Here is a 15,871-nt window from a genome sequence, read left to right as displayed (position 1 = left end):
TGCTTGAGGGTTCTATCGACGCCGAGACTTTCCCCGGCATCGACCGGTTGTTTTGACGACGTCATCGCCATGAACTGCGCGCTGAATTCGCACAAACGAGCGTGCCCTATCTTCCGGCAGAAGTCGTCGGTGCCGGCTGGCTTGGCTCCAGTTTGCGGCCGAGATCGACGGCGTCACGCAGCACGTCGATATGCGAGCGCGGCGGGGTGCCGGCGGCAGGCTGCTGGTCCTCCACACCGAATCCAGGATTTTTTTGCCCAGGTGCGGGTGGCACACCGTTACCGTTACCTGTCTTTGGCTCAACCTATTCAGGTTGGGCTGAGCGTCCCCCGATACGCCACGATCAGGCCGATCAACGGCATCGAAATTTCCACATCAAAGCAGAATTGCCCGTCCCGTTCCGTTTCGAAGCTCGAGCCTTTGGGAAGGAGGAAGCCGGGCATTGGAATACCCAGCAGCGACCATCGTCTCGGAACCAGGGTCAGACGATCGCCGTCCACCACCAGAGCCAACGCGAAGGACGCGATCCCAAACCGTTCCACCAGAAGATGCTGGTCCCTCCCAGTGCCGGCCGACTGAATCGAAGAAAACCACTTGCCGTCGAAATTACGGATCCAGTGTTCAGAGCGGTTCTCGGGCGAAAAGGTCACCGTGACCGGCACCCGTGGCGCAGCTTTCGGGAAGCCGACAAGCGCCGCCACGAACGCGGCCGCCGGGCGGCGACCGCGTCGTACCTCGGCGAAGCCCGTCCATTGGCGGGTGGCGGTGCTGCCATGCAGATCCTGAAGTCGCGGAGCAAGTGAGGAGAAAGCGGATCCGAGAATCCCGCAGTACAGGGGCGCAACGATCTCGTGTCCCCGAAACCCGGTGAATATCTTCCGGCTTTGGAACAGCGCCTCATAGTCGGCAAGCTCAAGGGCGCGGACCCCGGACCGTGCTCCGGCCTCCGGACGAATGCCCGTCAGCAATTTGCGGATGATCGCTTCGATGGCCATCGATGGAATGTATGGCCCGTCATCCCCTTCGGCCAAAAGATGCCAGCTCCGTTCGGCGTCCTGCCCATCCGTGGTGCCGTACGCGCTGACGAACATACCGCCGCGATGCTCGCCAAAACGCATTCGGTTGAGCACCGCGTAGAAGAGACGCGAGAAAGGTTCCAGCGACGAGAGCCTGAGCCTCGCGCGCGCCTTCGCCAGGAGGTTGAGGGTCCGGTGCAAGATTTCCGGGACTGGCCCGGCTCCCATCCAGATATCGGTCATTGAGGGATGCTCGGGCGGGATGACCTGCAAGTCCGGCACGTCCACCAGCGAGAAACGGATGTTCCGGAGCGGCAGCCGGCCCGGCACCGCGATGGTGAAGCGCATGCTTTCAGCCAGAGCGATGCCATGCGATTGCACCCCATGTCGTCGCAGCTTCACCGGGGCGCCGGCATAGCCCACCACCGCACGCATGACGTTGAGGCCGATTCCGGCATAGGGCGAAGGGGCGATGCCGCCTTTCACAGAGACGATGTCCATCGTCTTCGCCATCTCGCGCAGGACGGCGGCGGTCAGCACAGGAAAGCTGCTGATGCCCGATAGAATGAATATGCGTGCGTCCTTTGCTTGCGCGTCGAACTGAGGCACGCCGAACACAAAGTCGGCGGCGTCGGCAAAGTCGAGATAGTCGATGCCAGCGTCGATGCAGGCCGAAATCACACGATAGCGATTGGTTCCATAATCTTGGAACGGCCCGGAGGCGTCGACGACGAGATTGGGCCGTTGCGCGCGCAGGCCGGCCACAATTTCTGCGCGATCAAGCGCAAGCGGCCTAACCCGGGCCTGCCCTCTGTAGCGCGCGCAGAACGCCTCGGCGCGAGAGAAGTCGCGGCCGCAGATGATGAGTTCAATCTCCGCTATGTCGGATAGAAGCTCCGCCAGGCGCCCGCCGAAAACGCCGTATCCGCCCAGGATCAGGATTCTCATGCGTGCTTTCAAACGTTTCCGCTTTTCAGCGACAGAACCGTCGCAATTTTCGGTTTGCGGTAGGGCAATTTTCGAAAGCCGCTTGACATTGATCGCACCAACTTATCGAGGTTATTGAGAACTCTTTCGGTTTTTTGTGAGACTGCGCACCGGATATTTGGGGTATTGGCATGCTCCGGCGCGCCAATCCGCTTTATGCTTCGGGTCGTTCCAGTTTTCGGCCGAGATCGACGGCGTCACGCAGCACGCCGATATGCGAGCGCGGCGGGGTGCCGGCGGCTGCCGCGACCTCGACGCCGGTCGCCTCCAGCGACCAGTAGAGCCTGTGGGTGAAGATGCGGCCAAGCGAACTGCGCAGTTCGACCTGAATGTTCTCCACGCCGGGGCCGAAATTATCCGCCATCGATCCTGAGATCGGGTCGCCGGTCAGCCAGCCATTGCCCCTGTCGAAGATATTGGTCCAGCGCGTCGCGGCAAACACCGCACCGTGATGCACCGCCCGCTGCGGCTTGCCAGAACGGCTGCGCCCTTCCTGATAGAGGACGGTTCCACCGGCCGCCGTCTCGGCGATCGGCGGACATGCCGAGAACAGCCGCTCAGCGATGCCGCGCCTGAATTCGGCGAGATTGTAGGTCACCAGAAATTCGCTGTGGGTCAGCGGACTGCCGAGCGTGACGAAATCGCTGATCTTCCAAGGCAATGGATGATCGGCGTCGCCGGCGCGGAGGTGGCGGTAGAGCTCCCATTGGGCGCGCCGGAATCCGGAAAAATCATCCAATTTGTCTGGCCACGCAGAACCATCTGACTTGAGCGTAGCCTTGTCGACGGCGCGGATCGCTTTCAGTCTCGCCTTGTCGCGGGCGGCTTCCAGCTTTCGTGGCCTGAAATCGGCCCACAATATCTGCAGCAGATCATAGGCGATGATCGATCCCAGGCTGTGCGAGACCAGCACGATCCGGTCGTAGCCATCGTCCGTCATGAGGCGCCTCAACAGCGTCAGGCCACGGTCGCGGACAAGCGCGCGCTTCTCGACCGTTGCCGCTTCAGCCCGCACATAGGCGGCCACATCACCGAAATAAGGAAGACCGAACCGGTCCACCGACCAGACGACGAACGAGGCCAGGACCGTGACGAGCATGCCCGTGGTCCAGGAAATATGCCCTTGCAAGGCCGACGTCGCGAGCACGAACGCCGCGCCCAAGACTGTTATGACGGCCAGAAGCGTAACGACGTAGAGCCCGCGGGCGTCGCGCGGAATCTCGGCGGGCTTGCGCCAGAGCAGATTCGTCACCCAGGCGGCAAGCCGGCCCCGCGTCGTGCCTTGCGTGATGTCGGCCCAGTAAAGCTCGTAGAAATCAGTGCGGCGGCCATCGACATCATAAGGGGTGGTGATCCGGCGAAGTTCGTGCGAGTTCGTCCGGCTGTCAGGCGTGATCCAGCTCCGGTTGATCTTCGAGCCGGCGGGACCGCCCGGATCGGCGACTTGGGCATAAAACGGCGCGCGGGCGGGGTCATGACTCCAAACAGCCTGAACAAATTCCCTCAGCGTGCCCATCGGTCGCTGTTCGCCCATGCCATGCACGATGATCACGGCCTGGCTGAGCTTGCGCGGCGCCTTTCCGGGGGCCGGCAAGTTGGCCTTCGCGGGCGAGCCGGACTTGGTCGGCGAAGCGACAGGCTGGGGGCCAGACACCGGTGCCTCCGTTGGTGACAAATCCGTCCATCGGAACAGAACTTGCCCATCGTAGTGCTGAATCCGAAGCAAGTGCAAAAAGCGTCGCAGATATCTGTCGCAAATCGCCGACTTTTGCGGGAGGGTTTTGCGACAGAAATTTGTTGAAGAGTTCAACGCTGGCGATTTTGTCGCGAAACTTAGGACTGTGACTTCCGGCGCCGTTTGTCGCGCCGCCATGAAGCATCGGCAAGCCGCCGTTGCCGACAGCCGCCTGATCCGCTACTCCGTCCTCCCGGGCAGCACGTCGTTCAATCCCGCAAGTCAGGCATAGCGCCTGCTTCACAGCCAGTACGAAAGAGAACACATATGCCTCATAACCCCACCGCAGCCAGCCACGCGGCTTCAAGCGCGCCGCGCATCCGCGACTGGTCGCTGTCCTGGCAGATCGGGGCGGTCGTCCTGGGAACCGTATTTCTGGCGCTGGCGTCTTACATCGAAGTGCCTATGGTTCCGGTGCCCGTGACCATGCAGACCTTTGCGGTCACCCTGATCGGTGCGGTCTACGGCTGGAGACTCGGCGCGGCCACGATCGTTGCATGGTTGGTCGAAGGCGCGATCGGGTTGCCGGTTCTATCTGGCGGCGCTGCCGGTGCGCATTACTTTGTCGGCCCGACCGCCGGATACCTCTTCGCCTTCCCCGTGGTCGGCGCGCTCACGGGATGGCTGGCGGAGCGCGGCTGGAACGGCAACCGCCCATGGCTGGCGTTCGTCTCCATGCTCCTGGGCAACGCGCTTTGCCTCGTGCTGGGCGCGGCATGGCTTTCCGTCGCCATTGGCATCGAACAGGCAATTGTCCACGGCGTCGCGCCGTTCCTGATCGGCGGGGCGCTCAAGTCGGCATTGGCCGCGGTGACGCTCAAGCTCATGACCCGCGCGCAAAAATGACCGTCCGGCTGCGGCCGCACCATCTCCATTGCCTGCTGACTTACGCAGGCAAGGGTTACAGCGCTGCGTTCGTCGCCAATTTCGACGCGATCGCGGCTCGGCTCTCCGCAGGCGAACACATCCTGATCGTCTCCGGGCCTGACGATATTTGCGCGCCCCTGCTCGGTGAGGCGGAGCCGCACTGCCTTCGCGACAGCGTGACGGAGCGCGACCGTCAGGCGGCGGCCAGTGTTGGTACGCTTCTGGGGTACTCGATTGCCGAGGACATGGAACTTCAGCTCCATCCCTCGCTTCTGCGAAGTATGCGCGATGCGTTCTCTTCGGGCCGCACCCGGGGTGCTTGCGGCGGGTGCGAGTGGTTTGACCTTTGCAGTTCAATCGCCGCTTCAGACTATGGAACGGTGGCACTCCGGTGAAAGGCAACGTTCGCAGTGGGACGATTGTCGGGGTCGCCAACCCGGATCAGTGATCCATGGCCTTGACGATCTCTTCGGTCATCTTCTTGGCGTCGCCGAGCAGCATCATGGTGCCGTCCTTGTAGAACAGCGTGTTGTCAATGCCGGCATAGCCGGAGCCGAGCGAGCGCTTGACGAACAGACAGGTGCGAGCCTTGTCGACATCGAGGATCGGCATGCCGTAGATCGGCGACGATTTGTCGTCGCGGGCGGACGGGTTGGTGACGTCGTTGGCGCCGATGACATAGGCGACGTCGGCCTGCGCGAATTCGGAGTTGATGTCCTCGAGTTCGAACACTTCGTCGTAAGGCACGTTGGCTTCGGCCAGCAGCACGTTCATGTGGCCGGGCATGCGGCCGGCGACCGGATGAATGGCGTATTTCACGTCGACGCCATTGGCCTTGAGCTTGTCGGCCATCTCGCGCAGCGCGTGCTGCGCCTGGGCGACCGCCATGCCGTAACCAGGCACGATGACGACCTTCTGCGCGTTCATCATCAAATAGGCGGCATCGTCGGCCGAGCCCTGCTTGACCGTGCGCTCGATGCCGTCGTCGGCAGTGGCGGACGTCTCGCCGCCGAAGCCGCCGAGGATGACCGAGACGAACGACCGGTTCATGCCCTTGCACATGATGTAGGACAGGATCGCGCCGGACGAGCCGACCAGTGCGCCGGTGATGATCAGCGCCAGATTGCCGAGGGTGAAGCCGAGTGCCGCAGCCGCCCAGCCCGAATAGGAATTCAGCATCGAGACGACCACCGGCATGTCGGCGCCGCCGATCGGGATGATGAGCAGGACGCCAAGGACAAGCGATGCCGCCACGATCAGCCAGAACACCAGCTTGGACTCGGTGGTGACCAGCAGCACGATCAGCACGATCAGTCCGATGCCGAGGGCGGCGTTGATGAAGTGGCGGCCGCCGATCATGATCGGCTTGCCCGACATGCGGCCGTCGAGCTTGAGGAAGGCGATGACCGAGCCGGTGAAGGTGATGGCGCCGATGGCAACGCCGAGGCTCATCTCGATCAGCGCCTGGGCGTGGATGTCGGCGACCGTGCCGATGTCAAAACTTTCCGGCGCATAGACGGCGGCAGCCGCCACCATGACGGCGGCAAGCCCAACCAGCGAATGGAAGGCTGCGACCAGCTGCGGCATCGAGGTCATGGCGATGCGCCGCGCGGTGACCGCGCCGACCGAGCCGCCGATCAAAAGACCGAGCACGATGAGGCCGAAGCCTCCCGCCGAAGGGGTCGCCAGCGCCAGCGTGGTGGCAATGGCGATGCCCATGCCGATCATACCGTACATGTTGCCCTGGCGGCTGGTGGTCGGGTGCGACAGGCCGCGCAATGCCAGGATGAACAGGATGCCGGAGACCAGATAGAGGAAGGAGGCGAAGTTGGCGTTCATGGCGCTCTACTTGTCCTTCTTCTTGTACATCGCCAGCATGCGCTGGGTGACGAGAAAGCCGCCGAAGATGTTGACCGAGACCAGCATCAGCGCGACGAAACCGAAGCCGGTGGCGATGCCGGACGCCGAGATGCCGACGGCAAGCAGCGCGCCGACGACGATGACCGAGGAAATGGCGTTGGTGACGGCCATCAGCGGCGTGTGCAGCGCCGGCGTCACCGACCAGACGACGTAATAGCCGACGAAGATCGCCAGCACGAAAATGGCGAAGCGGAAGACGAACGGATCGATTGCCCCGCCGGACAGCGCGTGCGCGGCGTCGCCCGCCGCATCGGTGCCGCCTGGAGCTGTGGCCAGATCCTGCACAGCGAGCCGGACGGCGGCGGTAGCCTGGTCGAGCTGGTCGAGGGCTTTCTGCAAGGTCTGGTCCATCACGCGATCCCTTTCGACTTATTAGCGGGCGATTTGGGTGCGGCAGCTTTCCTGGATGCGGCAGCTTTCTTTGGCAGGGCTGGATCTTTTGCAGCGGCGGGCTTCGCAGGCTCAGCCGAGGCGATCATCACCGCCGGCTTGCCGGCGAAAGCCGGATGCACGACCTGGCCACCATCGGTCAGCATCGTCGCCTTGACCAATTCGTCGTCGCGGTTGATGGCAAGCGTCTTGGCGGTCTTGTCGACCAGCGTCTCGAGGAACGCAAACAGGTTCCTGGCATAGAGCAGCGAGGCGGAGGCAGCGACGCGGCCCGGCACGTTGAGATGGCCGACGATTTTCACGCCGTTGGCCGTGGTCACCACCTGCCCGGGCACGGCGCCCTCGACATTGCCGCCGCGCTCGACCGCCAGGTCGACGATCACCGAGCCCGGCTTCATCGAGGCGACCATCGCGGCTGAAACCAGCTTCGGCGCCGGACGGCCCGGAATCAGCGCCGTGGTGATGACGATGTCCTGCTTGGCGATGTGCTCGGCAGTCAGCGCGGCCTGCTTGGCCTGGTATTCCCTGGACATTTCCTTGGCGTAGCCGCCAGCCGTCTCGGCCGCCTTGAACTCCTCATCCTCGATCGCCAGGAACTTTGCGCCGAGCGAGGCGACCTGTTCCTTGGCGGCGGGACGCACGTCGGTGGCGGTGACCACGGCACCGAGACGACGCGCAGTAGCGATCGCCTGCAGGCCGGCGACGCCGACGCCCATGACGAAAGCTTTCGCCGCCGGCACGGTGCCCGCCGCCGTCATCATCATCGGCAGCGCCCGGTCATACTCGGCAGCCGCGTCGATCACCGCCTGATAGCCGGCGAGGTTGGCCTGGCTGGACAGGACGTCCATCGATTGGGCGCGCGTGATGCGCGGCATGAACTCCATCGAGAAGGCGGTGACGCCGGCCCTTGCCAGAGCATCGACGGCAGCATCGTTGCCATAGGGATCGATGATGGCGATGACGGCACTGCCCGGGCGATAGGCCTTCAGCTCCGCCTCATCAGGCCGCCGCACCTTCAGCACCACATCAGCCTTGGCGACATCGCCGGCCTTACCGATCGCAGCGCCGGCCTTGGCGAACTCCTCGTTGGGAATGCGCGATGCCGTGCCGGCGCCGCTTTCGACGATGACGTCAAACCCCAGCCCCGCCAGCCGCTTCACCGTGTCGGGCGAGGCAGCAACGCGTGGCTCGTTCGCATCGAGCTCACGAGGGATGAAAACCGTCTGTCCCACCGCATGATCCTTTCGGCTGGAACCTGTCTGCGCAGGACGCCGACCGAACTTCCGGCGATGTCGCGGGCAAGGGGGTTTTGAAGAATTTACCGGAGAATGAAAGCGCCGACGGCGAGGATCAGAACGAACAGGACAAAGCCCGAGAAGAAGCCGCCCGCAAAGAAACCGAACGCCATTGCCAGAAGCACGGCGGCGCAAAACAGCGACCCGTATTTGGCGAGCATGATAAAGCCGGCATAGGTGCGGTCGTGCTCGGCATAGTCCATCTTCGCGCCTAGTTCGACAGGACCGGTCGGCGAGTGATCAGCCATAGGAATACCCCTTCGAAGACATCTTTCAGGCACATAGCGAAAAGCCAGGCCGAGGGCAATGGCGCTATTGCCGCATCGCTGGAGACAACAGCCTCAAAAGAAAATTGGAGCCGCCAGATGCAGGATGTCGTTTCGGAGGCGCTCGCGGCTGCCGCCCTCGCGCTTGCTTTCCGGCTAACGCGCCGCGCCTGCCGACATTTTCAGCCGGCGAGCTGCGGAAACAGCCCAAGCAGGCCGACGACGATCAGATAGAGCGCGACGATGTAGTTGAGGAGTCGCGGCATCACCAGGATCAGCACGCCGGCAATCAGCGAGATCAACGGAGTGAGCGCGAGCGTGGGAATGGTCATGTCGGGTTCCTCTCTATAGAATTTCCGCCGAAGCGACGCAGATTGACGTCGCCCACGCACCACCGGCGCGCCTCCCAGAACGCCGAAGCGGCCTGAAAGCTCCAGCCGCGCTTTAAATTTGCCAACTGTCAGGCGGCTTCGCGGTAGTATTTGGCGGTCGGCAGAATGGTCAGCGGCGCGAGTTCACCGGCACCAGGTGTCTCAAACAGCATGCGCTGCTCCATCGGCGTCGACCGAAAGAATGGGAAACGGGAGAAAGACCGTTCGCGAATGGCGCTGACGTCGGCGCGGTAGAGCACGACCTTGTAATTCAGGCCCGGATAATTGCGCAACTCGCCAATTTGCTCGGAACAGTAAATGCGACGATAGAAGCCTGCATGTTCCGGGCGGATGGTGGAGAGACAATAAGGCGCGTCGAAGTAGAAGCATGCCATGCCAGCGAGGCGCAGCGTCAGATACGGAATTTGCGGATAGACCCGCGACCAGTCCGGATCGGCGGCAAAGCGGCTGGGATCGGCAAAATGCAGACCAGACGCCAGCATGGGGCGCAATATGTCGCCATAAACCGTCGTGGAAGGCGACTGCGGCGTGGCGCTGCAGGCATGGTGAATACGCAGCGTACTGACCAGAACGCCGTCGATATAGATTCCGAACTTGGAGCAATTGGCCGCTTCGTCGAGCTCGTCATGCACAATATGGTCGGGATTCTCCGGGACCATATCGCTCAGACGGTAAGATTTGTAGCGCAACCTGTAAATGTCTTCGAGATCTTCGCCCTTGTCGCAGCGGCGATATTCCGTCCGCTCAAGCATCGCCGAGACGTTCTTGGCAAAGCCTGACATATCGTCAGACGCATTAGTCCCGCCCGCACCCGCCGCCTGGCGAGGCGAAGTCAACTCGACAATCATCAACTCGTTCCCCGCAACTGCCGCCGCGATCAACACTACGGCAGGGCCGTATGATGTAAAGATGAAAAAAAGATAGAGATCATTTACCAGCTATTAAGGTTAACAATTGGCATAATTATACTAAAGTACCAGTTTTTTCGGTAGAATTCAGCGATGCGTCGCCTTGCTGGCCGTCTTGATGTCCTTGGCGAAGGGCCAGACCGTGCTCGCCATCGTTTCGATGCCGGATGCGCTGAGCGCCGAGCCGAACAGGAATCCCTGAACCAGGTCCGGCTTGACCTGCAAGGCCAGGATCTTGAGCTGCTCGAAAGTCTCGACGCCCTCGACAGTCACCGAAAGCCCCAGCGGCCGTGACAGATTGACGATGCCCTTGAGCAGTTCGAGCGAACGGCTGTTCTGGGTGACGTCCATCAGGAATGAACGGTCGATCTTGATCTTGTCGAGCGGCAGTTTGTGGAGATAACTCAGGCTCGAATAGCCGGTGCCGAAATCGTCGAGCGCGATGCGCACGCCAAGCCGCTTCAATTCCTCGATATACTGACGCGTCAGCGACTTGTCGTCGAGCAGCGCCGTCTCGGTGACCTCGATCTCCAGGCGCCCGGCGGCGAGGCCGGAGCTGGCGAGCGCATCGCGAACCTTTTGCACAACGTCGCGGTTGCGAAAGTCCTTGGCCGAGAGATTGACCGAGACACTGGTCCGTGCTGGCCATTTGGCGCATTCGACGCACGCCGCATGCAGGACGAAGGTGCTGATCTCGGAGATGATGCCCATTTCCTCCGCCAGCGGAATGAAGATGCTGGGCGAGATCGGTCCGAGATCGGGGTGGTCCCAACGGCACAGCGCCTCGCAGCTGGCTATGCGCATCGTGCTCATCGCCACGATCGGCTGGTAAACCACCCGCAACCCCTTGCTTTCCACCGCAGTGCGCAGATCCGCCTTCATCAGCTGACGATTGCGGAAAGCGGCATCCATCGATGCCTCGAACAGCCGCCAGGTGTTCTTGCCGAGTTCCTTGGCTTTGTAGAGCGCCAGGTCCGCCTTGACGATCATGGCGTCGACATCGGTATCCCTGACCCGCGACAGCACCGCGCCACCGCTGGCCTGGATACGCAGTCCGTGGCCGGCGACGTCGACCTCGCCCTGCAGTTCAATGAAAATCCCGTCGATTTGGCTGGTCAGGTGGCTCTCGTCCTCAACGCGGTCGAAGAAGGCCATGAACTCGTCGCCGCCGAAACGGCTGATGGTGATGCCTGGTCCGGCGATCGCTGCCAGCCGCTCCGCGACGGCGTAGATCAATCCGTCGCCGACCGGGTGGCCAAGCGTGTCGTTGACGCTCTTGAAGTCGTCGAGGTCGAGCACGGCGAGCCCGCAGAGACGCTCGAGGTCACCGGATGCCATAGCCTCTCCGATCAGCTCGTGGAAATAGGCGCGGTTGGGCAGGCCGGTGAGGCTGTCGTAGCGCGCCATGAAGCGGATCTTGCCTTCTGCCTCGACGCGGGCCGTCACATCCTCGAAGGTGATGACGCCCAGTTCCTGGCTGCCCTCACGCGCCGAGAACTCATAGTGCTGCCCGTTCGCGAGCGAGACGAGAACCTTGCGGTCGCGGCCCTCGCGCAGGGCGCGCGTAAGCTGGGCTTCGATGTAGCGGCAGTCCTTCGGCGCCAGCATGCCGCCGGCAACGCCGCGCATCAGCAGGCCGTGGATCGATCGCCCGAGCAGCGCGTCGGGCGACTTGAGCGACATCAGATGCGCGGCTTCGGCGTTGGCCACCACCACCCGGCCGTCAGGGCCGAGCATGACAAGCCCGTGCGACATGGTGTTCAGCGCCCGATTGAAGCGCTGGGCGAGGCGGTTCGCCTTCTTCTCTTCGGACAAGGCGGCGAAAAGCACCTCCCTGACCACATCGGCGAAGCGTTTGATCGCGAATAGGAAGGGAGCCGACATCAGACCGAGGATCACATGGTAGACATCGCCACGCAGGATAAAGCCCAGCGAGATCGACCACGTCATGGTCATGATGAAGATCATGACCATCCTCGGGGAGCCGTAATTGCGGCCGGCGATCGCCGTGGCGGACGCCAGCGTAACGCAGACAGCGGCGATTTCGGCATAGTTGTCATGCGCCAAGTAGATGCCGGCGAAACAGAAGGCGCCCAGCATGAAACCATGCATGGAGCCGTAGAAAATGTAATCATTTTCGCGGCGGCGCGCCTCCTCCCAATTCCTGGGTGACGGGGCGTGGCGGTATTTTCTGATGTTGCGCAGGCGCAGAAATGCGACGATCAGAAATCCGGCGACCACCGCAATGTAGATCGGATCCCTGGTCTTCCAGTAGACCAGGGCGACCAGCAGGGTTTGGGCAAAGAATCCAATCGAAAGCGTCAGGCTGTCGCGGAACAGAGTTTCCACGAACGGAATGTAGACGTCGACCGGGATCTCGTTTTTTCTTTTCAGATTCACGCCTGAGTCCCACCCTGGGGAGGCAAGCTGTGTCACATCAGCCTTAAGAAAGATTTAGAGAGGCGGTTCCGGGCCTCACCATCAGGTCGGCTAACGCCAGGGAAGCTACCCTTCAGGTAAACAAGACATCGATCACTCGGCGGCCTGGAGTTCCGGCCGAGCCGCTGTCTTCGCCAGACGATCGAGCAGCCTCAGGCGCTCGCCGGCGGCCTTTTCGGCGCTGGCCCGCCTGACGTGACCATAGCCGCGAATGAGTGCCGGCACCGAGGCAAGCGCTGCCGCGGCCTCGACCTTGCCTGGCGCCAGCGCGCCGGCGACAAGCTCCAGGTCGGCCTCGTACTGCGCAAGAAGCTGCCGTTCCATACGCCTTTCGGAGCTGTAGCCGAACACATCAAAGACCGTGCCGCGCAAGCCTTTCATCGCTGCCAGCAGGCGGAATCCCTTCATCATCCAGGGACCGAAGCTCGACTTCCTCGGCTTGCCGTCCTTGCCGCGCCTGGCCATGATCGGCGGCGCGAGATGGAATTCGAGTTTGTCGTAGCTCTGGAACTGCTTGCCCAGTTCAGCGGCAAAGGAGCCATCGGTGTAGAGCCTTGCCACCTCGTATTCGTCCTTGATCGCCATCAGCTTGAACAGGTTTCTCGCGGCGGCTTCGGTCACATCAGTCGAATCGGGCGCCACGCTGGCTTCGGCCTTGCGCAGCACGGCCACTCTGTCGGCATAGCGCTTGCCATAGGCGGCGTTATGATAGGCGGTGAGGAAGGCGACGCGGCGGGCGATGACGTCATCGAGCGTCTCGGCGACAGCGGTGTTCTGTGCAGCCGCGCCCGGCTGGACGACGAGGGCGCGCACGAAATCCGGCTGGTGGGCGGCGCGGCGGCCCCAGCGGAAGGCTGAGACGTTCATCGCCACCGACTGGCCGTTGAGCTCGATCGCCTTTTCGACTGCCTCGGCAGACAGCGGCAAGCCGCCGTGCTGAAAGGCGAAGCCGAGCATGAACATGTTGGCGCCGAGCGAGCTGCCGAACAGCGCGGTGGCGGTGCGGGTGGCATCAAAAAAATGCGCCTTGTCGTCGCCGGCGGCAGTGCGGATCGCCTTTTTCAGCCGCTCAACCGGCAGCGAGAAATCGGCCGACCGGGTAAACTCGCCGGGCATGATCTCCGCGGTGTTGGCGAGGAAGATCGTGTGGCCTTCGCGCACCGCGGCGAGCACCTTTTGGGCGCCCGACACGACGAGGTCGCAGCCAAGCACAAGGTCTGCCTTGCCGGCCGAAACGCGGATGGCATGGATATCGTCCGGGCTGCGCGCGATGCGGACATGGGTGAACACCGAGCCGCCCTTCTGGGCAAGGCCGGCCATGTCGATCATGCCGCAGCCCTTGTCTTCGAGATGAGCCGCCATGCCAAGCACCGCGCCGATGGTGACGACGCCGGTGCCGCCGACGCCGTCGATGATCGCCGCCCAGCCTTGGTCGCCGAGCGGGAATTCCGCGGGCGCGGGAACGCCGTCGAGCGGATCGGTGGTGCCGGCCATACCCTCGGCCTTCCTGATCTTGGCGCCATGCACGGTGACGAAGGACGGACAGAAGCCGTTGATGCAGGAGAAATCCTTGTTGCAGCTCGACTGATCGATCTTGCGCTTGCGGCCGAATTCGGTCTCGACCGGCTGGATCGACACACAATTCGACTGCACCCCACAATCGCCGCAGCCTTCGCAGACCAGTTCGTTGATGAAGACGCGCTTGTCGGGATCGGGGAAGGTGCCGCGCTTGCGGCGGCGGCGCTTTTCGGCGGCGCAGGTCTGGTCGTAGATCAGCACGGATGTGCCTCTGACCGCGCGCAATTCGCGCTGCACGAGGTCGAGGTCGTCGCGGTGATGGATGGTGGCGCCGGCGGGGAATTCGACCTTGCCGGTATATTTGGCCGGCTCGTCGGTGACGATGGCGATCCGCCCGACGCCCTCGGCCCGCACCTGCCTGGCAATCATGTCCACGGTCAGGCCACCCTCGTGCGGCTGGCCGCCGGTCATCGCGACGGCGTCGTTGTAGAGGATCTTGTAGGTGATGTTGGCGTCGGTCGACAGCGCGAAGCGGATCGCCAGCGCGCCGGAGTGGTTGTAGGTGCCGTCGCCGAGATTCTGGAAGATGTGGTCGCGCTTCGAGAACGGCGCCTGGCCGACCCATTGCGCGCCCTCACCGCCCATGGCGGTGAAACCTACGGTGTCGCGATCCATCCACAGCGCCATGAAATGGCAGCCGATGCCAGCGGCGGCGAGCGAGCCGTCGGGCACCTTGGTCGAGGAATTGTGCGGACAGCCGGAGCAGAAGAAGGGCGTGCGCGAGGCAATGTCTGTTGTCTCGGCGAGCATCGCCTGGAACTGGCGAAGCTTTGCCACCCGCGCGGCGATCTCGTCCGACGGACCGATCGTCCGCAAGATTCTCTCGCCGAGAGCGATGGCGATGTCGTTGGGATCGAGCGCGCCCTTGGCCGGGAACAGCCCGTCGCCGCGCTCGTCCTTCTTGCCGACGATGACCGGCTGCATGGCGGTGCCGTAAAGGTTCTCGCGCAGTTGCACCTCGATCAGCGAGCGTTTCTCCTCGACGACGACGATGGTGTCGAGGCCGCGAGCGAAGTCGGTGATGTGCTGCAGGTCGAGCGGCCACGGGCAGCCAACCTTGAACAGCCTGATGCCGATGCGGTTGGCGGCGGCTTCGTCGACGCCGATGTCTTCCAGCGCCTGGCGAACGTCGAGATAGCTCTTGCCGACGGTGACGATGCCAAGCTTCGGGCCACTGCCGCCGGAATAGACGATCCGATTCAGCCCGTTGGCGTGGATAAAGGCCGAAGCGGCGGCGCGCTTGTATTCATGCAGTCGCTCCTCCTGGCCGAGCATGTCGATCTCGTTGCGGATGTTGAGGCCGCCGGGCGGCATGTCGAAGTCCGGGACGACGATATCAAGCCATTCGAGCGCGGCATCGACCGAAGCCGTCGATTCGATGTTGTCCTTGACGCATTTGATCGCCGCCCAGGTGCCGGCGAAGCGCGACATGGCAATGCCATAGAGCCCATAGTCGATGATCTCCTGGACCCCGGCCGGATTGAGGATCGGCACCATGGTGTCGACAAACAGGAACTCGGTCGCGTGCGCGTTGGTCGAGGATTCGGCCATGTGGTCGTCGCCCATCAGGGCGAGCACGCCGCCATGCCTTGACGAGCCGGCAAGATTGGCATGGCGGAAGACGTCGCCGGAGCGGTCGACGCCCGGTCCCTTGCCGTACCAGACCGAAAAGACGCCGTCATGCGTGCCCTCGCCCAGCAATTCGGCCTGCTGCGATCCCCAGCAGGCGGTGGCCGCGAGTTCCTCGTTGAGGCCGGGCTGGAAGACGATGTCCGACTGGGCGAGCTGCTTCCTGGCCTTCCAAAGCTGCATGTCGAGGCCGCCGAGCGGCGAGCCGCGATAGCCGGAGACGAAGCCAGCGGTGTTCAGGCCAGCCCGGCGGTCGCGCTCGCGCTGCATCAAAAGCATGCGAATGACCGCCTGCGCGCCGGAAAGGAAGATGCGCTCCTTTCTCAGGTCGAACTTGTCGTCGAGCGCGACATCATGCAGCGTCATCAGGCATTTCCTCTGCGGAGGCCGCAGTTCGAGCGCAGCCAACGTCTGAGTTGGAGGCTGCAGTGTTTCTCCCCTTGCCGGGC

At 63.0% G+C, this 15,871-nt stretch carries 12 protein-coding genes; 2 read left to right on the top strand and 10 right to left on the bottom strand.

From position 1 onward, the window contains the following. Positions 1-308 precede the first annotated feature (308 nt). Entirely contained in the window at positions 309-1,964 is a 1,656-nt protein-coding gene (locus AC0L2Z_RS05465; RefSeq protein ID WP_473626992.1) for a DUF4166 domain-containing protein, read from the bottom strand. A gap of 193 nt (positions 1,965-2,157) precedes the next feature. Then, a complete protein-coding gene (locus AC0L2Z_RS05460; RefSeq protein ID WP_473626991.1) occupies positions 2,158-3,657 on the bottom strand; it encodes a hypothetical protein in 1,500 nt (499 codons plus the stop codon). 348 nt (positions 3,658-4,005) lie between these two features. Between AC0L2Z_RS05460 and AC0L2Z_RS05455 the strand changes: the two genes are divergently transcribed. After that, entirely contained in the window at positions 4,006-4,584 is a 579-nt protein-coding gene (locus AC0L2Z_RS05455) for a biotin transporter BioY (RefSeq protein WP_473626990.1), read from the top strand. After that, a complete protein-coding gene (locus tag AC0L2Z_RS05450; RefSeq protein ID WP_473626989.1) occupies positions 4,581-5,000 on the top strand; it encodes a DUF1284 domain-containing protein in 420 nt (139 codons plus the stop codon). Before AC0L2Z_RS05455 ends, AC0L2Z_RS05450 begins: the two co-directional genes overlap by 4 nt. Positions 5,001-5,046: 46 nt before the next feature. Here AC0L2Z_RS05450 and AC0L2Z_RS05445 read toward each other — a convergent pair whose 3' ends face one another. From AC0L2Z_RS05445 to AC0L2Z_RS05410, 8 genes are all read right to left on the bottom strand, one after another. Next, positions 5,047-6,444, bottom strand: coding sequence for an NAD(P)(+) transhydrogenase (Re/Si-specific) subunit beta (locus AC0L2Z_RS05445; protein ID WP_473626988.1), 1,398 nt, complete (start codon positions 6,442-6,444; stop codon positions 5,047-5,049). Positions 6,445-6,450: 6 nt separating this feature from the next. Continuing rightward, the gene (locus AC0L2Z_RS05440) at positions 6,451-6,876 is read right to left on the bottom strand and encodes an NAD(P) transhydrogenase subunit alpha part 2 (protein ID WP_029347614.1); all 426 of its coding nucleotides are present in this window, start codon (positions 6,874-6,876) and stop codon (positions 6,451-6,453) included. Then, positions 6,876-8,147 (bottom strand): Re/Si-specific NAD(P)(+) transhydrogenase subunit alpha, encoded by a 1,272-nt coding sequence (locus AC0L2Z_RS05435; RefSeq protein WP_473626987.1) that lies wholly within the window; start codon positions 8,145-8,147, stop codon positions 6,876-6,878. Before AC0L2Z_RS05435 ends, AC0L2Z_RS05440 begins: the two co-directional genes overlap by 1 nt. An 86-nt stretch (positions 8,148-8,233) precedes the next feature. Further along, positions 8,234-8,458, bottom strand: coding sequence for an aa3-type cytochrome c oxidase subunit IV (locus AC0L2Z_RS05430; protein WP_023796798.1), 225 nt, complete (start codon positions 8,456-8,458; stop codon positions 8,234-8,236). A gap of 200 nt (positions 8,459-8,658) precedes the next feature. Further along, entirely contained in the window at positions 8,659-8,808 is a 150-nt protein-coding gene (locus AC0L2Z_RS05425) for a DUF3096 domain-containing protein (RefSeq protein WP_023796799.1), read from the bottom strand. Between the two features lie 128 nt (positions 8,809-8,936). Beyond that, positions 8,937-9,716 (bottom strand): N-acyl amino acid synthase FeeM domain-containing protein, encoded by a 780-nt coding sequence (locus AC0L2Z_RS05420; protein WP_473626986.1) that lies wholly within the window; start codon positions 9,714-9,716, stop codon positions 8,937-8,939. Between the two features lie 147 nt (positions 9,717-9,863). Continuing rightward, positions 9,864-12,176 (bottom strand): putative bifunctional diguanylate cyclase/phosphodiesterase, encoded by a 2,313-nt coding sequence (locus AC0L2Z_RS05415; RefSeq protein ID WP_473626984.1) that lies wholly within the window; start codon positions 12,174-12,176, stop codon positions 9,864-9,866. Positions 12,177-12,308: 132 nt separating this feature from the next. Then, positions 12,309-15,788: an indolepyruvate ferredoxin oxidoreductase family protein gene (locus AC0L2Z_RS05410; RefSeq protein WP_473626983.1), complete on the bottom strand. Its 3,480-nt coding sequence runs from the start codon at positions 15,786-15,788 to the stop codon at positions 12,309-12,311. Positions 15,789-15,871: the final 83 nt, after the last annotated feature.

The sequence above is a fragment of the Mesorhizobium sp. WSM4850 genome (genome assembly GCF_055811735.1).
The sequence above is the reverse complement of the archived record's forward strand: the minus strand, read 5'-3'. Positions and strand labels throughout refer to the sequence as shown.